Annotated in this window: 10 protein-coding genes; 5 read left to right on the forward strand and 5 right to left on the reverse strand. The window is 69.8% G+C overall.

Features of this window, described 5'->3' with window-relative positions:
* Positions 1 to 35: 35 nt before the first annotated feature.
* The 4 genes from WMF28_RS20500 to WMF28_RS20515 form a co-directional block, all read right to left on the reverse strand.
* Positions 36 to 14,147 carry an SDR family NAD(P)-dependent oxidoreductase gene (locus WMF28_RS20500; protein ID WP_437603948.1) on the reverse strand — a complete coding sequence of 4,704 codons (14,112 nt, stop codon included), beginning with the start codon at positions 14,145 to 14,147 and terminating at the stop codon, positions 36 to 38.
* Positions 14,148 to 14,242: 95 nt separating this feature from the next.
* Complete coding sequence (gene fabD, locus WMF28_RS20505; protein ID WP_437603949.1) at positions 14,243 to 15,130, reverse strand: ACP S-malonyltransferase; 888 nt, start codon at positions 15,128 to 15,130, stop codon at positions 14,243 to 14,245.
* A gap of 48 nt (positions 15,131 to 15,178) precedes the next feature.
* Positions 15,179 to 16,570 carry a PfaD family polyunsaturated fatty acid/polyketide biosynthesis protein gene (locus tag WMF28_RS20510; protein ID WP_437603950.1) on the reverse strand — a complete coding sequence of 464 codons (1,392 nt, stop codon included), beginning with the start codon at positions 16,568 to 16,570 and terminating at the stop codon, positions 15,179 to 15,181.
* A 192-nt stretch (positions 16,571 to 16,762) separates the two neighbouring features.
* Complete coding sequence (locus tag WMF28_RS20515; protein ID WP_437603951.1) at positions 16,763 to 17,230, reverse strand: SRPBCC family protein; 468 nt, start codon at positions 17,228 to 17,230, stop codon at positions 16,763 to 16,765.
* A gap of 477 nt (positions 17,231 to 17,707) precedes the next feature.
* On the opposite strand from WMF28_RS20515, the gene WMF28_RS20520 reads away from it, so the two are divergent.
* The 5 genes from WMF28_RS20520 (at position 17,708) to WMF28_RS20540 (ending at position 21,222) form a co-directional block, all read left to right on the forward strand.
* Positions 17,708 to 18,562: an ABC transporter ATP-binding protein gene (locus WMF28_RS20520; RefSeq protein ID WP_437603952.1), complete on the forward strand. Its 855-nt coding sequence runs from the start codon at positions 17,708 to 17,710 to the stop codon at positions 18,560 to 18,562.
* Positions 18,563 to 18,579: 17 nt separating this feature from the next.
* Entirely contained in the window at positions 18,580 to 19,629 is a 1,050-nt protein-coding gene (locus WMF28_RS20525) for an ABC transporter permease (RefSeq protein WP_437603953.1), read from the forward strand.
* The gene (locus WMF28_RS20530; RefSeq protein ID WP_437603954.1) at positions 19,629 to 20,675 is read left to right on the forward strand and encodes an ABC transporter permease; all 1,047 of its coding nucleotides are present in this window, start codon (positions 19,629 to 19,631) and stop codon (positions 20,673 to 20,675) included. The genes WMF28_RS20525 and WMF28_RS20530 overlap by 1 nt, the downstream gene beginning before the upstream one ends.
* 71 nt (positions 20,676 to 20,746) lie before the next feature.
* Positions 20,747 to 21,010, forward strand: coding sequence for a hypothetical protein (locus WMF28_RS20535; protein WP_437603955.1), 264 nt, complete (start codon positions 20,747 to 20,749; stop codon positions 21,008 to 21,010).
* Complete coding sequence (locus WMF28_RS20540) at positions 20,995 to 21,222, forward strand: hypothetical protein (RefSeq protein WP_437603956.1); 228 nt, start codon at positions 20,995 to 20,997, stop codon at positions 21,220 to 21,222. The genes WMF28_RS20535 and WMF28_RS20540 overlap by 16 nt, the downstream gene beginning before the upstream one ends.
* Before the next feature lie 59 nt (positions 21,223 to 21,281).
* On the opposite strand, the gene WMF28_RS20545 is transcribed toward WMF28_RS20540, so the two are convergent.
* Positions 21,282 to 22,502, reverse strand: coding sequence for an IS4 family transposase (locus tag WMF28_RS20545; RefSeq protein ID WP_437603957.1), 1,221 nt, complete (start codon positions 22,500 to 22,502; stop codon positions 21,282 to 21,284).
* Positions 22,503 to 22,679 lie beyond the last annotated feature (177 nt).

Here is a 22,679-nt window from a genome sequence, read left to right on the forward strand (position 1 = left end):
CCCGCGGGACTCCGGCCTTCGCGATGTCATCACGCTCATGCGCTCTCCAGCACGAGCAGACCGCGCTTGACCTCGCCGTCCGGGCGCGCCGGCGGCTCGCGTCGGGTCTCGACCCGCGCGGGGTTGTCGATCCAGCACCGCACCTTGCGATAGGGCACCGGCGGGAGCGGGCGGCGCCGGGCCTCGTAGCCCGACGCCTCGGCGGGCTCGAAATCCCGGAGCAGGACATGGGCGTTGGTGCCGCCGAAGCCGAACGCGCTGACGCCGGCGCGCCGCACCCCGTGCCGCGGCGCCCAGGGGCGCAGCTCCGTGCTCGGGAAGAACGGGGATGTCTTGAACGAGAACCTCGGATTCGGCTCGTCGCAATGTCGGGTCGGAGGGATGCTCCGGTGCGACAGCGACAGAACGGTCTTGATGAGCCCTGCGATCCCCGAGGCGAGCAGCAGGTGACCGATGTTCGTCTTCACGCTGCCGACGGCGCAGAACTGCACCTCGTCCGTGCTGCGTCGGAAGACGCTCGTCAGCCCCTTCAGCTCGATGGGATCGCCGATCATGGTCGCTGTCCCATGGGCCTCGATGTAGGAGACCGTCTTCGCCTCGACGCCCGCCTTGTCCAGGGCCTCCTGCACGACGAGCTCCTGCGCCTGCATGTTGGGGGTCGTCAATCCCATGGTGTGGCCATCGTTGTTGACCGCGGTCGCCTCCAGGATCGCGTAGATGCGATCGCCGTCGGCCAGGGCGCGCGCCAGCGGCTTGAGGAGGACCGCGCCGGCGCCCTCTCCGGGTACGAAGCCGTTGGCCTTGACGTCGAAGGTACGGCACCTGCCGTCCGGGGAGAGCGCCTTGGCCGCGCTCAGCTTGAGGTACGGGATCTCGTCGAGGAGGAGATCGACGCCCCCCGCGAGCGCCGCCTCGCACTCCCCCGAGAGCAGGCTCTGGCAGGCCAGATGGACGCTGGTCAGCGAGGAGGAGCACGCCGTGTCGACGACCAGGTTCGGCCCCCGGAGGTTGAAGAAATGCGCGACATGCGCCGCGATGAAGTTTTGATTGACGCTCGCGGCGGTGCTCCTCGTGGGTTCCTGGATTCGAGAGGCGTAGTTGCTCGTCCCGGATCCGACGAAGACCCCCACCCTCCTGCCCCAGAGATCCGCGCGCTCGTGGCCGGCGTCGCGCAGCGCCTGCTCGCTGCACTCCAGGAATACGCGGGTCAGCGGGTCGATCTCTCTGGCGTCCTCGGCCGGGATCTCGAAGTGGACCGGATCGAAGAGCTCGATTCCCTCGACGAAGCCGCCCCATTTGCTGATGCTCTTGCCCTGCTCGTAGGCAGGCCGGTAGAGCGCCTCCGCATCCCACCGCGCGCGCGGCACCTCGGTGATGCTGGACCGGCCGAGGCGCAGGTTGTCCCAGAACGCCTCCTTGCCCTCGGCGCCGGGGAAGCGACAAGCGACGCCGACGACGGCGATCGCGCGCACGTCGAGGCTCGCCGCCGTCGCTTGGCGACCGGCCCCCGCCCCGCGAGCCGCCGTCTCTCCAGCGCCCTGCGAGGCCTCCGGGCCGTGGGGATGCGCCGCGCCGTTCGAGAGGCTCGAGCGCGGCGGGGCCGCCGGCGGCTCTCCCGGGGCGCCGGCTCCGGACGCGCCGCGCGGAGCGCTCGCGACGCCGTTGGTCAATGATGTGCCCTGGCGAGCGAGATAGGCCCTGATCCCGTCACCGTAGGTCTCACCGAGAAAGCGGCTCAAGGAATCCAGCGTGGGGTTCTCGAGGATGACGGACGGCTCGACGGCTTCGCCCGTCAAGACCTCCATCTTCGTCACGAGGCCCGCGATGACGATCGAGTCGACGCCATAGTCGCCGAAGTTGACCTCTCCGCGGATGGACGCCTCGTCGATCATCAGCTCGCGCGAGAAGAGCGCCAGCAAGAGGGCCCTGGTCGCGGCGTGCTCGCCCGGGCCCCCGGCCGGCGTCGCCGCGGCCGACTTCGCCGTGACCTCCCTCGCGGGCGCGCCGTCGGGCCTGACGAGCAGCAGGCGGCCGGGATCGAACCGGCTCCGGTCGATCACGCCGGCGAACACGCTCGTCGCGCCGCGGTGGTGAAGCGCCGCCTCGAGCAGCGCGAGGCCGTCCTCCGTCCCGTGCGCGGTGAAGCCCAGCCCCGTGTACCTCGGGTGGTTCACCGCGCCCATCCCCGTGTCCCGCCAGCTCGGCCAGTCCACCGCGAGGTAGCGCGTCCGCCCGCGCCGCTCGTGGTAGGCGGCGAACGCGTCGAGGAATGCGTTTGCGCTCGCGTAATCGCTCAACCCCACGCCGAGCGCCGGGACGAGCGCCGACACGGACCCGTACAGGACGAAGAACTCCGGCTCGTCGTGGCGCACGAGATCGTGCAGCACCATGAGCCCTTCGATCTTGGGCTCCCAGACACGCCGCATGGACGCGATGTCCTTATCGACGAACGACGGCGTGCGGTGGGAGACCACGCCTGCGCAGTGGAGGACGCCCGCGATGGGCCCCAGGCGCCGCCGGAGCACGTCGAGGAAGCCTGCGAGGCGCTCTCGCTCGACAAGGGCGCCCTGAAACAGCGCCACCTCCGCCCCGAGCGCCTCGAGCTCGCTCACGCGGCGCACCCGCTGCACGAGCGCGGGCTCGACGTCCGGCGACGCGAGGAGCCCGGGCCAGCGCTCGCGCTCGGGCAGCGGCGTCGCGCCGAGCAGCGCGAGCCGGCGAGCCCCCTTGTGGACGAGCGCCTTTGCGGCCTCGAAGCCCAGCCCTCCGGTGCCGCCCGTGATCACGTAGACGCGCTCGGCGTCCACGCGGAAGGGCCCGAGCGTGTTCGCGCCGAGCCGGCTCGGCGCCGCGGCCCCGGCAGGGATCTCGTGGAGCCGCGGGAGATGGCGTGTCCCTCTCCGATAGCAGATCTCACCCACCGCCGCGTCGGTCGAGGCCTCGCGGATCGCGATGTCGAGCAACGCCTCGGCGGCCTCGAGCCCGAGGTCCACGTCGATCGTCGCCGCACGGGCTCGCGTGTGCTCGGCGCCCAGCATCCGGACGAGGCCAGCCATGCGGGCGCCCGCCAGGGTGGGTCGATCGTTCTCGAAGGGCACGAGCCCGCGGGTGACGTGAAGGATCCGCAGCCGGGCGCGGCTGTCGTGCCGGAGCAGGCCCTGCAGGATCGCGATACGGGCCCCGTCCCCGGACGGAGCCTCCTTCGGCTCCGCATGGATATCGGCGAGATCGAGCAGCCCGTCGATGGGCGCGTGCTCGGCGAGGATCTCGGAGATCCGGCGGGCCCCGTCGGTGGGATCGTCGAGATCGATCTCGTATTCCCATCTCGTGATCTTCGGCAGGGCGCTGTGCCCCCTGATCACGATCCACCGGACGTGGGGCTGGGATCCGAGCTCCTTGAGGACCTCGATCGCGCCCTCGGTACCGAGGACCAGAAGCCAGGTCTGAGGCGCGGCGCCCGGCGACGGCAGCGCCAGCGGCGCGGGGCTCCAGCGCTTCTCGATGAGGACGCGGTCTACGCCCGTGGAGGGGGCCCCGCCCGTCGAAGGGGCCGGCAGCTTCGCGCGCGGGACCGGCGCGCGCGCAGCGTCGGTGGGCTCGGCCGACGTCGCGCGAACGGTCGGCTCCGGCAGCGGCGGCGACACCTCCGCAGCGAACCAGTGCCGCTGGCGGGCGAACGGATACGTCGGGATCGGGACCCGTCTCCTGGGCTTGCCGCGATGGAGCGCAGTCCAGTCGACCTCTGCGCCCCTCGCCCAGAGCGCCGCCAGCTTCGCGAGCCTTCCGCCCTCGATCAGGACGGCCAGGTAGGCCTGGTCGTCGTCGTCCTGCCCGAAGGAGAGCGCTCCTGCGCGGCGGTCGGCCGCGCGCCCGGTCACCACCGCCTCCGGGGCGGCCCCGTCCAGGTAGGCGCCCAGCAGCGCGCTCGCCTCTGCGCAGGATCGCGCCACGAACGAGAGCCTCGCTTCCATGGCGTCCCTGCCGACCTGCAGCACATGCGCCACCTCGGACAGCGTCGGTGGCGCCCCCGCGTGTCCGCCTCGCCCGGAGCCCAGGAAATCCCTGAGCGCACCTGCGTACTCCCGCAATCGCTCCTCGTCCCTGGCCGACAGCACGACGATCTCGGGCGTGTCCTCCGCCCTGGCGGGCAGCGGCGTCACGTGCTCTTCGAGGATCACGTGCGCGTTGGCTCCGCCGAAACCGAAGGAGCTGATCCCTGCCCTCCGCGGAGCAGGAGCGCCGTCGCTGTCCACCGTGGGCTCCCACGGCTGTGCCTCGGTGACGATATAGAACGGGCTGCCGCTCAGATCGATGTACGGGTTGAGGGCCTGGAAGTGGAGCGTCGGCGGCAGGATCCGGTGCTTCATCGCCAGCAGCACCTTGATGAGGCCTGCCATCCCCGCCGCGGACTCGAGGTGGCCGATGTTGGTCTTGACCGTGCCCAGCCCGCAGGTGCCTCCTGGCGCCGGGCGCGCTCCCCGCTGCTCGAACAGCCGGGAGAACCCCTGCTTCAGCGCCTCGATCTCGATCGGATCGCCGAGCGCCGTCCCGGTCCCGTGCGCCTCGATGTACGAGACCGTCTCCGGCGGGACGCCCGCGCGCTCATAGGCCGTCACGAGCAGGTCCGCCTGGGCTCTCGGGTTCGGCGCGGTCAGCGAGTTCGCTCGACCGCCATGGTTGACGGCGGATCCCTTGATCACCGAGTAGACGAAATCGCCGTCTTCGAGCGCCTTGCGCAGCGGCTTCACGATGATCGCGCCGGCGCCCTCGCCGCGCACGTACCCATCGGCGCTGCGATCGAACGTCTTGCAGCGCCCGTCTGCCGCCAGCATGCCCGCCTTGTCGAAGGAGGCGAACATCGTCGGAGAGAGCAGGACGTTGACCCCGCCGACGATCGCCATGTCGCAGTCGCCGCTCCGGATGGCGCTCACGGCGCGATGGACCGCGACGAGCGCGCTGGAACAGGCGGTGTCGATCGGCTCGCTCGGCCCGTGGAGGTCGAGCAGGTAGGACAGCCTGTTCGGGACGACGCTGTGCACGTTGCCGGTCGAGGTGTGGGGGACGACCTCGGCGCCGCTTCGCAGGATGAGCTCGAGGTAGTCGTGCAGGGTAACCCCCACGAACACGCCCGTCCGTGAGCCGGCCAGGGAGCTGGGCGCATAACCGGCGTCCTCGATGGCGTGCCAGGCGACCTCCAGGAAGAGCCGCTGCTGCGGATCCATCAGGCTCGCTTCCCGGGGAGATATCTTGAAGAACAGGGCGTCGAACGCGTCCACGTCGTCGATGAACCCGCCCCGTGTGCCGGGCGCCGCGCCGGCCTCTTCGCGAAAGCCATGCCGGCTCCGCCGCTCTGCCGGCATCTCCCGGACGAGATCCCGACCCGACACGAGGTGCTCCCAGAAACGCTCGAGGGTCGCTGCCCCAGGGAAGCGGCCCGCGACGCCGACGATGGCGATCGGCTCCAGGGCGGAGGGGGCTGGGGCTGCGGCGGGCCTGTCGATGGCCGCTGGCACCGGCGGCGGCGCCGGCGCCGCCGGTCGAGCCTCCGGCCCGACAGAAGCGTCCGTCGCAGCGACAGGGGCGCGCGGAGGGCCGCTCGGCGCGCTCCCGGTCTCCCCGACGTCCCCGGGCTCCACGCGGTGCGGCGCGGGCCGGGCCGGGCCGCCCTCGGTCGCAGGAGCTGCCGGATCGCCCTCGGCCGCCGCGTCCCTGTCGCGCTCGAAGCGCGCCGCGAAGGCGTCACGGTGCCTGGAGAGCAGCGACCGGACCAGGCCGCCGATGCTGGGGTTCTCGAAGAAGACGACCGGCGTCAAAGAGAGCTCGAACGTCCCATTGATGGCGTTCGCCAGCTCGGTCAGCGCGATCGAGTCGAAGCCGTAGTCGCTCATGTCGTCTTCGATATCGAAGTCCTCCGCTCGGACCTTGAGCAGCGCGGAGGCCTTCGCCACCACGAAGGCGCTCAGTCTGGCGGAGAGCTCCTGGGTCTCCAGGCCCGGCCTCCCGGCCGCCCGCGGGGGCCTTGGCGCGGCCGGCGGCGGCGCATCGCCCCGCTCGGCGTGTCCGGCGTCCAGCGCGCGCTCGAACGCCCGCGGATCCCCGGTCATCACGGCGACCTGAGGCACGCCCGCGCACAGGGCGTCCTCGAAGGCCAGGAGCCCCGCGGCGGTCGGCAGCGGCTGCATCCCCGTGGTCTTCGCGGTGAGCTCGACGAGCTCGCGCCCCACGCGCATCCCCCCCTCGGCCCAGTAGGGCCAGTTCACCGAGAGCGTCCTGCCGTTGCGCCGGCCGCCTTCGACGAGCGCCGCGCGCCGCTCCGCGAAGGCGTCGAGGAAGCGGTTGGCGGCGGCGTAGTCGGCCTGCCCGGCGCTGCCCAGGAGCGAGGCTGTCGACGAGCACAGCAGGAAGAAATCGAGCGGCTCGCCCGCGGTGACCTGGTCGAGCACCCAGGTGCCGAGGACCTTGGGGGCGAGCACGCGCTCGAACGACGCCATCGATTTGTGGATGAGGGTCGCGTCCTCGACGACACCGGCGGCGTGAATCACGCCGTGCAGCCCTCCGAGCTGCGCCCGGACCTGCGCGACGACCCGCTCCATGTCCGCCGTGCGGGTGACATCGCCCTGCAGGTAGACGCATCTTGCGCCGAGCGCCTCGATCTCGCCGATCGCTCCCCGCTGCGCCTCCCCGAGCTCCGAGCGCCCTGTCAGGACCACGGTTGCCGCGACCCGCGCAGCGAGGTGCCTCGCGAAGATCAGCCCGAGGCCCCCCGCGCCGCCCGTGATGAGGTAGACGCCGTGACGCCTGAGCGCCACGTCACTCCCTCGCGGCCTCTGCGGCGGCGCCGGGACGACCCGGCGCACCCAGCGCTCCTCGCCGTCGTAACGCACCTCGACGAGCCGCTCTCGGTCGATCTCCCGGAGCAGGGTCGCCGGTCCGGGCGGGGCCGCTCCGGCGAGGTGGAGGGTCTTGAACCGGATGCGGGTCGTCTCGTGCGACATCGCCCGCGCGAAGCCGGCGACCGCGGCGCCGAACGGGTCCTCCTGCGCATCGCCGCACAAGGACAGGACCTGCACATCCTCCGCGCGCCCGGAGCGCAGGAGTGCCCGGACGAGCTGAGCGACCGAGGAGAGACGCATCTCCACGGCCCGCGCGATCTCGGCCTCGATCGCGCCGGAACCGTCGCTCGGGACGGGCGACCGCCTCCCCCAGCCGTGCAGCACCACCAGAGGGCCCCTGGCGCCGATGGCTTCCAGCAGCTCGACGTAATCGCGCTCCACGTCCGGGCGGACGCGGTATCGGCGGTCGGACTCCGCCGCAAAGGAGGTGCCGGGCAGCGCAAGGAACGAGCGGCTCGGGTCGATCGACCGCTCTTCCAGCAGAGCGCGCCCGAAGGCCGTGAAGCACGCGTCGTCGCTGTCGAGCACGAGCAGCGTCGTCCCCTGCGGGACGCGCTCCGCCGCGGGCAGCGCCGCGCGGTCCCAGCGCGGCTGGTAGGTGTGGACGACCGGCTCGGAGACGGGCGCCCTCGAACGCTGGACGCGCAGCGTCAGCTCCCTCAGCTCGACCGCGATCTGGCCCGCCTCGTCGAGGAGCCGGAGATGGCAGACGACCATCTGGTCGTCCACGCGGTCGAAACGGACGTGGACGTAGCACTGCCTCCCGGGCGCGCTGAAGAGGGCGAGCTCTCCGAGCGTGAACGGCAGGTACGTCGCGCCGGAGTCCAGGCTGGCGATGGCGGTCTGAAGGGCGCCGTCCAGGAGCGAGGGGTGGAGGCCAAAGGCGTCGGCGTTCCCCTCGACGTCCGCTGTCATGGCGAGGCGCGACAGGGCCTCGCCCTGCCCGCTCAGGTGCTCCTGGATCACCTGGAATGCAGGTCCGTAATGGAAGGCCTGAGAGGCGAGGCGCTCGTAGATCTCCTCGCGGCGCATGAGCCGATCGCATCGCGCCCGGATCGCGGCCACGTCCTCCGGCGCGGAGCGCACGAGGGTCGCCTGATCCTCGTAGGCCAGCCGCATCTGCGCGTGCACGACCTCCGGAGCGCCGGCCGGGCTCGTCGTGACGACCGCGTCCACCCCGCCCCCGGCCGGACGCAGCGTGATGACGACCTCGATCGGCGCTTCCTCGACCGCGATCGGCCGCGTCCAGACGGCGCTCCGGATCGCGCGGACGGCGACCCCGGGACGCGCCGCCGCCGCAGCCGCCCGCGCCATCTCCAGGTACACGACGCCGGGCAGGATCTTCCGGCGCCCGACGACGTGGTCGCGCAAGTAGAAGCTCGCGCCGTCGAGCCGCTTCGCGAAGCGCACGTCCCCGAGCATCGTGACCGTCCGATCGAGGAGCGGGTGCGCGTGCTGGCGAGCGTCGCTGACCTCGGCCGCCGCGGACGTCTCGACGACCTGCGTGGCCTCGGGGAGCCAGTGGCGGATCTCCGCGAAGGGGTAGGTCGGCAGCGATACCCTCCTCCGTGCGCGCCCCGCATGCAGCGGCGCCCAGGGGAGCTCGACCCCTTGCACCCAGAACCTGGCGAGCTTGACCAGGTGGCCGCCCTTCACCAGCGCGCGAAGAAACCCGAGCGCCTCCTCCCCCTCGGCGAGCAGGTCCGAGAGCCCGCCGGTCGCCTTCGTATTGCCCGTGAACACGTCCGCGACATCGAGCTCGCCCTCGAGCACCCGGCGCAGCTTGTCGCGCAGATCTCCCTTGTCCTGCGCGATGACCGCGATGCGTTCGTCCATCGCCTCGCGCCCGATCTGGAGCGTATAGGCGATATCGCCGAGCGCCGGCGACAGCGAAGGGCCGGCCTCGCGATCCCGCCCGAGGAAGCTGTGGAGCCGCTCCACGTAGGCCCGCAGACGCTCCTTGTTCCGGGCGGAGAGGACGATCAGCTCGGGGCCCGCGCCAGACGCCTCTGCGGGCGTGTCCTGGCCGCGGTACTCCTCCAGCACCAGGTGGGCGTTGACCCCTCCGGCGCCGAACGAGCTGAGCCCCGCCCTGCGCGGCGCCTCCACGGTCGCCTCGCCCTCCGCGACCCGGGGCCGCTTCCACTCGCCCAGCGCTCGCTGCACATAGAAAGGAGAACCCTCGAAATCGATGTACGGGTTCAGCGACCCGGCGTTCAGCGAGGGGGCGATCTGGCCGTGCCGGAGCTGAGCCAGGATCTTTGTCAGGCCCGCGATGGCAGCCGCCGGCTCCAGGTGCCCGATGTTCGGCTTCAGGCTTCCGACAGCGCAGAACTGCTTGTCTCCGGTGCTGGCCCGGAATGCGGTCGTGAGCCCGCGGATCTCGATCGGATCTCCGAGCGGCGTCCCGGTCCCATGGGCCTCGATGTAGCTCACCGAGCGAGGATCGATGGCTGCCATCTCGAGCGCCTTGCGCACCAGCGCGGCCTGGGCGCCCGGGCTGGGTACGGTGAACGCGCTGGTCCTGCCGCCGGAGTTGACCCAGCTCCCCTTGATGACGGCATGGATGGTGTCGCCGTCGCGCTCGGCCTGCTCCAGCGGCTTGAGGAGCGCGGCCCCTGCGCCCTCTCCCATGACGAAGCCCTGCGCGTCCTGCCCGAACGCGCGACACAGGGCGTCGCGCGACAGCATGTTCATCTGCGAATACTGGACATGGCGGTAGGGGTGCAGGATGAGGTTGACGCCGCCGGCGATCGCCGCGCTGCAGGCCCCCGTCCGGATCGCCTCGCAGGCGAGGTGGAGGGCCACCCCCGAGGCAGAACAGGCGGTGTCGACGGAGAGGCTCGGCCCGTTGAGGTCGAAGAAGTACGAGACGCGGTTGGCGACCTGGTAGTTCTCGGCGTAGGCATGGGGGCTCTGGCCGGTGAGCGCCGCCGCGGCGCTGAAGAGCTGGTAGTTGTTGGCCATCACGCCCACGTAGACGCCGACGTCGCGCCCGAGGGTCGAGCGCGTGTAGCCCGCGTCCTCGACGGCCTCGTACGCGACCTCCAGGAAGATCCGCTGTTGCGGATCCATGAGCTCCGCGTCTCTCGGGGAGATGCTGAAGAAGAGAGAGTCGAAACGATCGACGCCTTCGACGAACCCTCCCCATTTCGTGTAGCTCTTGTCGCGCCGCTGCCCGCTCGGGTCGTAGTGGCGGCGATGATCCCAGCGGTCCCGGGGGATCTCGGAGACACAGCTCTTGCCGTCGCGGAGGTTCTCCCAGAGCTCCTGCGGGCTGCGGGCGCCGGGGTACCGGCCGGCGATCCCCACGACGGCGATGTCGCGCGGGCGGCGCGGGAGCGCGAGGCTCGGCGCGACGCGCGCGGCGGGCTCCGCCCGCGGCCCGACCGGGCGAGCGGGCGCCGGAAGCTCTGCCGGGACGGCCCGGGGCGACGCGCGCCCCAGCTTGCGCTCGAGCTCGGCCCGGTGCTCGGCCAGGAGGTAGCGAGCGAGGCTGCCCAGGGTCTTGTGCTCGAAGAGCAAGGTCTTCGGCACGGCGCCGAGCTCCTCCTCGAGGCTCACCGTGATCTCGATGATGGCGAAGGACGTCAGCCCGAGGGAGTCGAACGGCGCGTCGGGGGTCAGGCGACGACGCGGCAGCGCGAGGTGCCGCGCGAACACGTCCACGAGCAGCGCGACGGCCGCGCGCAAGAGCGCGTCCTCATCGGCCGGCGTACCCGCCTCGGGCGGCGTCACCGGAGCCGCGGGAGCGGCGTCCGCCGCCCCGGCGCGCTCGGCGCCGGCTTCCTGATCGGCCTCGACCGCGGAGCGCGTCGCCCGAGCGCGGATCCGGTCGTGGATGGCCTGAGCCTCGCTGAGCTCGCTAGCGATACGCGCGAGCCGCGCTCGCGGGACCGCTCCTGCCGGCGCCTTGCTGGCCTTCTCCCGGGTGCCGCCCTCGTCGTGGTCGGCGACGCGGCCGTCGTCCGCGGCCCGCGGCGCGAAGACGATCGAGGCGGCATACGAGGAGGGCAGTCGGAACACGACACGTTCCCCCTCGGTGTACCTGCAGGCCGCGCCGACAGCCTCGAGGAAGCCCAGGGCAGGCTGGTTCTTGGCCGTGGCGAGGTAGATCGCGTCGACCAGCGGCAATCCCTCGGCCTGGGCGAGCCCGCCGAGGTGGGCGAGCATGGCGTGCTCCACGCCGCGGCCGAGGACACGGCAGCTCAGCAGGAAGGTATCGACGACGAGCCGATCGGCCTCACGGTGCGCGATCGTCACCCCGACGAGCCCGTGCTCCCCGAACCGGTCGCTGACGTGCGTGACCCAGCACCGGTGCGTGCCCGCCTCGAGCAGAGCTCGGAGCTCCGCCTCCGACCGGCGGATCGTCGAGAAATTGAACTGATTGGTTCGTTGGGTCAGCTGCGCGGCCCGCGGCAGCTCGGCCGGACCCACCTCGGCGATACGGACATCCAGGTTGAGCCGCTCGATGAACTCGTGGAAGCTGCTCGACGACCGCTCGAGCGCCTGCCGCGCCCTGTTCTGCCGGTAGAGGAGCGTCCGCGTCCGGTCCTCTTCCGTCACGAGGAGCCGATCGAACGCCCAGACGTGCTCCAGGAAGGCCGGGATCCTGGCCGGGTCCTTCGGAAGGCAAAGGGCGAGCACCTCCGGGCACGCAGCCTCGACCTCCGCGACCTCGACCGGGTTGTCGTCGATGAAGACGAAGCTGTCGAGCCCGAGGTTGAGCTCCCTGGCGAGAGACCGCAGGTTCTCGGACTTGGGCTGCCAGTTGATCCGGTGCGCCGTGATGTGATCGAGCGTGAGCGGCATGTCGCGCCGCTCGGCGAAGACCTTGATGACGTCCTCTTCGACGTTCTTGCTGCAGAGGCAGAGCAGCATGCCCTGCGACTGCTGCTGGATCGCCGCCTCCTGCAGCGCGCGGAACGCCGGGCCGATCTCGACGCCGCCCGGGCCATCTTCGCCGCAAACGCCCTTCCACAGGGTGTTGTCGCAGTCGAGCACGAGCACCTTGGACGGGGGCGCGACGAGGCTGTGCAGCATGCGGGCGACGAGGGTGCCGAGCACGCTGAAATAGCGGGGAGTATAGGGGATATGCCCCATCTCGTCCCGCGTCTCGTCGTGGTAGTTGGCGAGCGGATAGGCGTGGGCGTAGCTCGACGCGCGGACGAGGTGGACACCGGCGATGCCCTGGACGCCGCGCTCCAGCAAAGCCTCCATCTCGCGCAGGAGGGCGGCGTGGCCGTCGCGGATCAGCAGCGCGGGCGACGGGGGGCAGAGGAGGACGAGCAGCGGCGGCGCGCCCCGCGACGTGTGATCCCGGAGCGCAGCGATCAGCTCCTCGACCGTCTGCCCGAGCTTCTCCTCGAGCTCCGCGAGCGGGCGATCGAGCGCGCGGCGAGCGCCCTCGTCCTCGTGATCGCCGTACCGGAGCCAGTCCTCGACGCGGATCAGCGCGAGGTTGACGCCGCCCGCGTTGCCGTGGAACAGGCTCGATGGAGCGAGCAGCTCCTGGAAGAGCTGGTTGTAGGGGCCGAACTGCACGGCGAGCTCGAGGCCGAGCTCCTCGCTCCAGAACTCGAGGCTTTGCCGCAGCGGCTCTGCGGTGAAGGTCGCAGCGATCGCCAGCGTCCGCGCGCGGCCAGGAGAAGGAGGAGGGCGGCCTCGCCCCGACGCCTCGGCCTCGCCCCGGCCCTCGACGTCGACGGGCGCTGCTGCGGCCGGCGCGCCGGCCGGAGCGAACTCCTCCAGGACGACCATCTCGCCGCGGGGGCGCTCGCCGAAGAGACGCCGCACGATGCTCGCCGCCACCACCTCGGGCTCCAGCGGCTCCTCCCTGGCCAGCGTGGTCTGGGTGAGATCGGTCCGCAGCCGCGGCGGGCGCGCGACGAGGAAGCCGACATCAGGGTACTGGAGCGCGGCGGTCCGGGTGAGCCCCTCGACAGCGCACTTGGCGCTCACGTAATGTGGCCACTCGGCGAGCGGGCTCCGCACCGCCGCCGACGACAGCACCACCGCCCAGCCGCCGTGTCGGCCCACGAGCGCGAGGAAGCACGACAGCGGTGCTTCCACCAGGGCGAGGCTCTGCTCGACGTACCCGGCGACCCGAGCGCCCGGCCCGGGCTCGAGCCAGAGCGGCTGAATCGGCAAGCAAGCGCTGCAGATCAGGAAGTCGAGGCGGCCGTGACGTTCGAGGATCTCGGCGCGCGTCCGGTGACACCACGCCGGGTCTCCACCGTCGCCCTGGATCGGACGAACGCCGGCAGACTCACCGCCGAGCGAGGCCGCGACCGCCTCAGCCTCGTTGCGGCTCTGCAGATAGCCGAAGTACACCGTGCACCCCTGGCGCGAGAGCGCGTGAACCAGCGCCGCACCGAGGCCTCGGCTGCCGCCGATCACCAGCGCCACCTTGCCCGTGAGCGCCCGGGAGTCGGGGAGCAGGCGGGCCATCGCCGCGACCGACACGGGCGGCGCCTCGGGGCGCACGAAGGCGCTCAGGCTCATCCGGGCCATGACCCCGGCGCTCGTCGAGACGGCGGCACGCAGCTGGACGAGGCCGAACTGCGGCTCGACGGACTTGACCTCGGCGCGGTAGCGCAAAGCCGCATCGCCGGTGACAGCGGACGTCTCGAGCTCGGCCTCGAGCCGGGAGAACAAGGAGCGTCGGCCTGGCAACTCCATGCCGATTAGGTAGCTGGTCCAGGCGAGCGCCGCGGCCTGCTGCGCGTCCACGCCCCGCTCGCCGAGGCGAAGCTGCTCCCAGAGCGCCAAGAGCTCCGCCCACCGTGGCGCGTACGCGCCGTCCAGCGCCTGCCCCTGGTGGATCGCATCGATCCCGAGCTCTGCCGGCCCCGCGCGCCACCCGACCGGCTCCGCGTCCCCGGGCGGCTGCGCCCGCTCCCCTGCGCTGAATCGCGCCGCGAGGCCGAGGAGCTGCCTCCTGCCGTCGACGATCGACAAGGTGAGCGCTTCGGGCGAGTCGTCCTCGATGACGACCTCGTACGATCGATCCAGGAAGACGGGGTTCACGAAGCGCAGCTCCAGCCGGCCGAGGCGACGCCCGCTCCGCTCGGAGGAGCAGCCCAGCGCGGCGAGCGCGCACAGCACCCCGTGCGCGATGCGCGCTCCGTACGGCGTCCTGCGGGCATACGACGCCGACAGGTGCAGCGGATTCGTATCGCCGCTCGCGCGAGCGAAGCGCTCTACCAGAGCCTCATTGAACCGAATCTCGAGCGTCTTCACCGTGTCTTGCATACAGCGTCGCCTCGCCGGTAGCCCTGGACGGGATTCACTCTGTCACGCTGGCGGACCGGGAACGGCAGGGCGCGGCACCGCCACGGGAGCCGCCGTCACGAGGCCAGCGCGCCCTCGACCGGCTGCGCTCTCATGGTGCTTTGCTGGATCTGCTTGAACAGCCCGGACAGCACGCGCCCCGGTCCGACCTCGTGGAATTCGGGCGAAGGGTGCCCCAGCAGGTACTGCACGCTTTGCGTCCATCGCACCGGGTGCGTGATGTGCTTGGCCAGCGCCTCGGCGATCTCCCCCTCTTCGTGGGGCCTGGCGCGCAGGTTCGAGATCACCGTGATCTTCAGCCGCGAGAAGTGATGGCGTGACAGGAACTCCGCGAACTGCGCCCCGGCGTCCGCCATGTAGCGCGAGTGAAAGGCCGCGCTCACCTTCAGCGGGACGACCATCCGCGCGCCCTCCCGCTCCAGGATCGGCTTGGCGGCGCGGAGGTCCTCCTGCAACCCGGAGATGACGATCTGCTCCGGGGAGTTGAAATTGGCGATATCGATCGCGCCGAGCTCGAACGTGGCGAGCACGTCCTTGATCCTCGCGGGCGCCATCCCCATCACGGCGGCCATCCCCCCGCAGGACACCTCGCCCATCAGCGCGCCGCGCATCTTGACGAGCTCGAGACCCGTGAGAAAATCGAAGGCGCCTGCCGCGAAGAGCGCATTGTACTCGCCCAGGCTGTGGCCCGCGAGGAGATCCGGCACGACCCCCGTCTCCCTCACCTTCTGCAGGTACGCGAGCGCATTGACGACGTACAGCGCCGGCTGCGTGAACCTCGTGTTGTTCAGCCGCTCGATGGGCCCTTTCAGGCATAGCTCCTCGACGGACCAACCGAGGGTGGCGTCCGCCAGCCGGATCAGGTGGGGGTACTTCGGAAACAGCTCCTTCCCCATCCCGATGGACTGAGATCCCTGCCCTGGAAAAACATAGATGGTCGTCATGAACCTCCGAGTAAAAGCTGTCGACCGCACCCCCGCGGTCAGGGTGGCTCACGCGGAGCACGTCCCGTCGAGCGCGGCGAACCGCTGGGAGAGGAGCTCTGCAGTCCTCGTCATGATAAGCTCTGCTACCTCATCGACATGGCGGTTACGCCATGACTCCATCGCCGTGCCCTTCACGTACTCGTTGAAGGCGCCCATGGCCGGACCGCACTGGATCTGGTAGTCGACCCTTTGATCCTGCGATCCCTTCATCGCCAGCCGCGTCGAGTGGACGAAGTACCACTTGAAGACCAGGGCCATCTTGTGCTTGGGATTCGCCTCTGCCTTCTGCACCTCGCCGGGCATGTGCGTCAGGTAGTAGCGTCGCGTCTCGTCCCACACCTCGGCGAAGCTGCGCTTGAAGAACTTGCTCTGGATCTGGTCGCGCGTCTTCTCGTCGATCTCGTCGAGCGATTCGCAGCGGCGGTACAGCTCGTGGAGCTTGTTCGCGCGCGCCGGGAAGAACAGCCCACGCCGCAGGACCTGCACCTTCGCCCCGATCTCGAACATGTCCCCGGCCGGCGCCAGGGTGGTATCCTGGACGCCGGCCTGCTGGAGGAGATCCTTGGCGGCGTCGCTCGTCCCGGCCTCCACCGTGCACTGGTTGATGCTGCCGGTGAGGACGAAATCGGCGCCGAGGACGAAGGCGGCCGCCGCCGCGTGCGGCGTTCCGATCCCTCCCGCGGCGCCCACGCGGATCTTCTTCTTGAATCCATATTTTCGCGCGAGCCGATCCCGGAGCATCAGCATCATCGGGATCAGCACGAACGCGACGCCCTGATCGGTGTGGCCGCCCGAGTCGGCCTCGGCGCAGAGATCGTCGGAGATCGGAACCGCCGCGGCCAGCGCCGCCTCGTCGGCCGTGATCCTGCCTGCCTCGAGCAGCTGCTTCAGGATGCGCTCCGGCGCCGGGCTCAGGAACGCCTCGGCGACCTCGGGGCGGCTGACCTTGGCGAGGATCCGATTCTCGGCGACGATCGACCCATCGGGCCGCCTGCGCAGCCCCTTGCAGCGGTACCGCACGACGCTCGGGGTCATCTGCATATAGGCAGCGGCCTCGATCCGGCGCACCCCGTACTTCAGGTACAGGTCGACGACCTCGTCCTCCTGCGCCGGCCTGTCGAGGTTGCAGAGCAGGTTGGCGCCGTACGGCGCATCCGGGCCGAGCTGCGCCTGGATGTTCCGGAGCGCCGCCTCGACACGCTCGGAGCGCAGCCCGCCCGTACCCAGGAAGCCGAGCAGGCCCGCCTTGCCCATGCGAATGACGACCGCTTCGGAAGCAATGCCCTTGTACATCGAGCCCGTGATGTAGGCGTACCTGACACCATGATCCTTCTTGAGCTCGGGACACCCCAGCGACGCGGCGGTGATCGAAGAGCCGGGGCCATGTCTGCTCGTCATCGTCCCCTTCTCCCCGAGGACAACGACGCCGGCCGCCGGAAGCGGCGGGAGATCGTGTTGCGGCGTAACCCTGGATGACGATGAAACAAAGAAGATACCATCCCTAGCATGGTTCGTTCCCGTGCGCTCTCATCCTTGTGGCCGCGCAGGGGCCGGGCTGCGGCGTTCGGCGAGTTTCCCTCTGGTTTCCCTCTAGTTTCCCTCGACGCGCCGCTTGAGCGCCGCGTTCATCGCCTCGAAGCTGCTGACAGCGCTCTGTCGCATCTTCGCGGGAAGGAATCGCACGAGCACGCCGCTGAAGCTCTCGCCTTGCTCCACGACGACCCGGTCTGGGCCGAGCTCCCTGATGCAGAGATAGTGCTCGCTCTCGAACATCCGCGGCACCGGCAGGCCCGATGTCCAGCGCAGCTCCCTGGGCTGGTCAACCGTCTTGACACGAACCTGAAACGTTGTTGAGCGCTTCCCTTCCTGCCCCACCTTCACGGTCAGCTTCGCGCCGGGGTGCGCGGCGCCGCTGACCTGCTGCAGGAATGGATTCCATTCGGCATAAGCGCCGAAATCGGCCAGCACATTCCAGACGCGCTCGGCGGACGCATCGATTTCGATTTGGGTGTGCAGACGGACGTGGCTTGATGGAAAAATCTTGCGGAGGCGGATCAAGCGCTACAACTCCCCTGCTAGACGACGGCCGGCACAGGCTCAGGACATGGGCATCCCAGCGATCCTCGCCGGCCTCGCTCGAACACACCTGGGTCCTCCAGGCCTACGTAGAGCAATCCGGCAGATCGCGTTGGATCCTGAGTGCGCCAATAGTCCGCAGCTATAATGAGCCATTGTATCCTTCACGGGTAAATGAAGTCAACCCTGATTTCGCACGGCGTGATGCGGCCGTGGGCCGGTCCTTGATTCGAGCGGTTCTCTGGCCTAGCTTTGCTAGCTTTGCTTGCGTTGAACGGTCGATCTCGGTACGGTCCGCCCGCGCCTCGGGACGGTAAAGCCGCCTGCCCGCGGCGATTCCGCGGAGCTCGGTGAAAGACCCGGCAACCATCCATGAGCCGCGTTCCCGCTTCGAGCTGCCTGGCGGCGCCGTAGCGCGAGCTGCGGCCATCGCGCGGCCCAGGCGGAGGATTCAACAGCATGATCGACGTATCGAACCTCATTTTCCGCTACCCGGGCGCCTCGGAGCCCGTGATCCGCGGCCTCTCCTTCAACGTCAAAGCGGGCTCCATTTTCGGATTTCTCGGTCCGAGCGGCGCTGGCAAGAGCACGGTCCAGAACTTGCTTATCCGCCTGCTCCGGCCGGAGAGCGGGACCGTTCGCTATGATGGAGAGGATCTCCAGAAGCTCGGCCACGACTTCTTCGGGCGCATCGGCGTCTCGTTCGAGCACCCGAACCTGTTCCCCAAGCTCACGGGCAAGGAGAACCTGACCTGCTTCGCCGGCCTCTATGCGGGACAGCACGAGGATCCCGACGTCCTGCTCGATCGGCTCGGGCTGGGCGCTGACCGGGACAAGCCCGCGGGCGCGTACTCGAAGGGCATGAAGCAGCGCCTCGTGCTGGCGCGCTCGCTTTTCCACCGACCCGATTTCCTGTTCCTGGACGAGCCGACCTCCGGGCTCGACCCGGGGACGATGCTGACGGTGCTCGATCTCCTCGAGGAGCAGCGCAAGCGCGGCGCAAGGATCCTCTTGACGACCCACGACATGGCGGTGGTCGATCGGCTCTGCGACGAGGTGGCGTTCCTGCACGACGGGAAGATCGCCGCCCAGGGGGCGCCGCGCGAGCTCAAGCTGTCTCTCGGGGAGCGGGCCGTGAAGGTGGAGCGGCGGGCGTCGGGCAAGCTGGAGAGCGAGATTTTCTTCATCGATCAAGAGGAGCAGCGGGCGAATCTCGCGCGTGTCCTGGCGAGCCCGGGCGTCGAGACGGTGCACTCCCAGGAGGCCACGCTGGCCGAGATCTTCGTGCGGCTCACCGGGCGGGGGCTCTCATGAGCGCGGCAGCTCCAGCGTTGTCCGGGGATCGACGCTCGCCGCCCCCGTCGAGGCGCCGCCCGCTGCTCACGCTGCTCGCGCTGGACGCGCGCGTCGTCCTCCGGCACCGGTTCGTGCACATCGTCGTGGCGATGGCCGTTCTCTTCGGCGGGCTGGTCGGCTTCGCGCTTCCGGAGCGCGTGGGCGGCGAAAAGCAGGCCTTCGTCTTGAGCCGCGCCCCGGTCGCCGGGGGCGCGCCGTCCGGCATTCAGCGGGTCGACGACGAGGGGGCGCTTCGCGAAGCGCTCGCCAGAGATCGGGAGGCGCTCGGCGTGGTCATCGACCGCTCGGGCGACGTTCAGGCCCTGGTGCGCGGGTACGAGAGCGCGCGCGTGCAGAGCCTCGAGGTGGCGGCGGCGCGGGTGGCCGCGAGCCGCGTGCGCGGCGACGAGGTCGAGCGCACGTACACGGTCAGCACGCTGCGCGCGCCATCTCCGACGCCGCCGTTCAATGGCACGATGCTGCCCATCTTCTATGCGGTCGACATCGCGATCATCGGCTTCCTGTTCGGCGCGGTGATGGTCCTGCAGGAGAAGACATTCGGGACGGTCCGTTTCTACCGGATCGCGCCGGGCGGGCCGCTCGTGTACATCGCGTCCAAGCTGCTCGTGAATGCGGGCCTCGCGGCGCTCGGCACGCTGGTGCTCACCGGGTTCGGGCTGCCCTCGGCCCTGCTCAACCTGCCTGCGCTCGCCCTGGTGATCGGGGCTGCGGCGGGGCTGACGCTCTTCGGCGTCGGGCTGTCGGTCTTTTTCGCGAACCTGTCGGCGTTCTTCTATCCCCTGGTGCTGGTCGGGATAGGGCTCTCGGTGCCGATGGCGGCCTATGAGCTGCCGTCGCTCGATATGCCGTTGCTCCGGCTCCTGCCCACGTACCATGTGATGTTCGGCACGCGGGAGCTCTTGTTCCCGTCGGGCAAGGAGGCCGTCGTGCTCGATGCGGCGCTCGGCATCGGCGGGTTTTTCGTGGTCGCCGCGCTCTTCGCCTATGTGGCGGTCTCGCGGCGTCTCATGCGGGAGGTGCGGTGATGTTCGGAAGGATCGCAGCCATCCTCGCGAAGGACTTCAAGGTCGGCCGGCGCGAGAGCATCATCACGTACCTCGTCATCGGTCCGTTCCTGCTTGCGATGCTGATGCGGCTGATGGTGCCGCTGATGGATGGGGTACCGCTCACGTTCGCGGTCACGCCGGATCTGTCCCCTGCCCTCCTGGCCTCGCTGAGGGACAAGGGAGAGGTCGTGGTGCTGCCGGATCGGGCGGCGGTGGTCCGACGGGTCGAGGTCATCGACGACGTGCCTGGCTTCGTTCTCAAGGACGGCGCCACGGAGATCGTGTTCGAGGGCAATGAGGCGGGGTATGTCGTGCAGCTCGCGCAGCTCGTCGCCGACGCGACCGATCTGGCCGCCGCGCCGGGGGCTCCGCAGGTCACGGTGGCGTCGCTCGGCGAGGAGCGCCCGCCGACGCGATCCATGGCGGCGTCGCTGCTCGCCTTTTCGGTGCTGCTCGTCGCGGGGCTCGCGGTGGGCTTCTCCATCCTCGACGAGAAGGAGAGCGGGACCCTGCGCGTCTACGTGGTGACGCCGTTGCGCTTCGCCGAATACCTGACGGCGAAGCTCTCGGCGGGCGCCCTGCTCGGCGTCACGCTCGCCATGACATCGACGCTGCTGGTCACCGGGATCGACGTGCCGTTCGGCCCCCTGTTACTGGCGGTCGCCGCGGCGCTCCCGGTGGGGCTCGTCCTGGGGCTCATCGTGGGGACCTTCGCGGCCAATCAGCTCGGCGCGATAGCGATGCTCAAGGGGCTCCTGTTCTTCTTCACGACGGTCCCGGTGGCGGGCTTCGTCTTGAAGGGCCCGCTCGCCTGGGTGCTCGCGCCGCTACCGAACCACTGGGCGGTGCAGGCGATCTTCGCCGCGCTCACCGGCGGGCCGCTCCTCGTGCGGGCGGCGCTCGCGTTCGGGCTGGGGCTCGTGGTGCTGATAGGGACCGTTGCGGTGATGCACCGCCGGCTCGGCTTCGCCGAGCCGAACGCCGCCGGGCTGGGGCGAGAGGCGCACCGGCCGGCGGAGGAGTGAGCGGGCTGGCGGAGGAGTGAGCGGGCTGGCGGGGGGGATCGCCAGCTCGCACCGACGCGTGGCTGGCTTGCGTGCCGACGCGCAGCCGCCTCGCCGTGGAGCAGCAGCTCCTCATCTTCTGCACCTGGCCGTCGGAGCGGCGTGGCATGTACCACCCTGCCCGCCAGGGAAAGCCCGGAGCGCTATGCGACCGGCTGAACGGCGCCGCCTTGCAGCAATCGGCGCACCACGTCGAGAGCGTCTACGCGCGGCACGCCGTCGCGAAAGGCTCGGTCTACTGCGCGAGCCCGCTGGCCCGCGTCTCGAAGCCGATGTCGAGGTGCGCGAGACGCTGAAGGTGCTCGTCGGCCTGCGGTATGGGCAGTGGAGGCTCTGCTCTCCGTCGACGATCCGGAGCTTCCTCAGCCGCTGCCTCCTGGATTCAACAGCCGGCCCGCTGTTCAAAGCCCCAGGCGTGGATGCGGACGCGAGGGCGAGCCTGGAACAGCTCGAGGAACCCGCACCGCACGACGACACGCGGCAACGTCGTGCTGCCATGCTGATGTGATCAGCCACAGCGCACGCACCGAGACCGCGGTCGAGCGGAGGGTCACCTGGGGAATCCCCTCAAATAATGCCGAAAATCTCGCGAAAGACGGCGTGCTCCCGGACGATGCGATCGAAGGCCGTCATGAGAGGCCGAAGCCAGTCCTCGCGCAGGGTGGGAATGCAGTCGTACCAGTAGAGCCCCTGGCGGTAGAGCGAATGTGTGCGGCGCTTGACGGTGTTGACCTTCAGATACCGATCGAGGCCGGCCTCCTCGCTCGCAGCGCCGAGCAGCGTCAAGAGTGCATGGGCGATGGCCGCGAGCAGCAGCAGGCGATCGCGCCGGCCGGCGTTGTGGATGTGCGTGGCGGAGAGGCCCATCCCGAAGTGGTTGTCCTTGATGTCTCGAAACGTCTCCTCGATCGTGAACCTCTTGCCGTAGAGCTTGACGATATCGCCCGCCTTGCGGCCCGAAAGCGTTGTGGCCAAACACCACGGCTCCTTCATCTTCGGCGCGTGGACAAGGACGACGGCCGGGACCTTCGCGCGGTCGGCGGTGACGCGCACCTCGCGCAGCATCGTGGCGCGGCGGCTCGCCGGCACCCACGCGCTGGCGGACCTCGCTTCCCCGGCCGCGTTCTCGACGACGATACCCCCGCGGAAGCGGATTACGAAGTCCCAGCCCATGAACTCCAAAAAGTCGTAGAGCTTGCGATCGCCGAAGCCCCGGTCGGCGAGCAGAATGACCTCGACCGTCTCGTCGATGGCCGCGTGGAGCCACTCGATGAGCTCGTATTCGTGGTCCTTCTGAGTGCCTTTCAACGCGGACTTCTTCACCGTCTTCCATGCCAGCGGCGTGGCACGACCATGCCGCGTCACAAGGTAGGCGCAGAGCGTCGTGTGATCGTCCTTCTCGAAGTCCGTCCAGTCCAACGCGACAACGATCTCTTTGCGGACCCCGATCACGAACTCTACCCACGACTTCAGGGAATGGAACACGTCGATGCCGGTATTGCCCAGCAGCCGGTCGACCTGCTTGACTCCACTCTTCGGCTTGACGTTTGCGACCTTCGCATATGCTTGGCCGATGGCATGGATGGCCAGCACCGCCGCGTGCAGGACGCCAACGACGCCGTTCGCGAGCGACAGGACGCGCATCGCGTGCAGGTCATCGCCGAACAAATTCTCGACGAAGGTCTGGATGTACTTCGGGTCGACTTTCGGGCGACTGGTCTGCGTAGATGGCGCAGGTGCGGAGTCATGTGTGGCAGGCTGATGCGCGTTCTTCGCGAAAGTCGTCATGATGTCGCTCGGACCAACGGCGCATGCGCTAGGCTCGCTGGTCGCCTCCTGCCAATATATATTCCGGTCAGCGACGACGATTTCTCACTCGCACGGCACAATTATTCGTTTCGAGGTCCATGAAGCTCGAAGATTTCGATGACTCATGTCACCAATGGACCTACGCATGCCGACCGT

Origin of the sequence: Sorangium sp. So ce590, from assembly GCF_051521365.1 — a bacterium.
Taxonomy (GTDB): Bacteria; Myxococcota_A; Polyangia; order Polyangiales; family Polyangiaceae; genus Sorangium.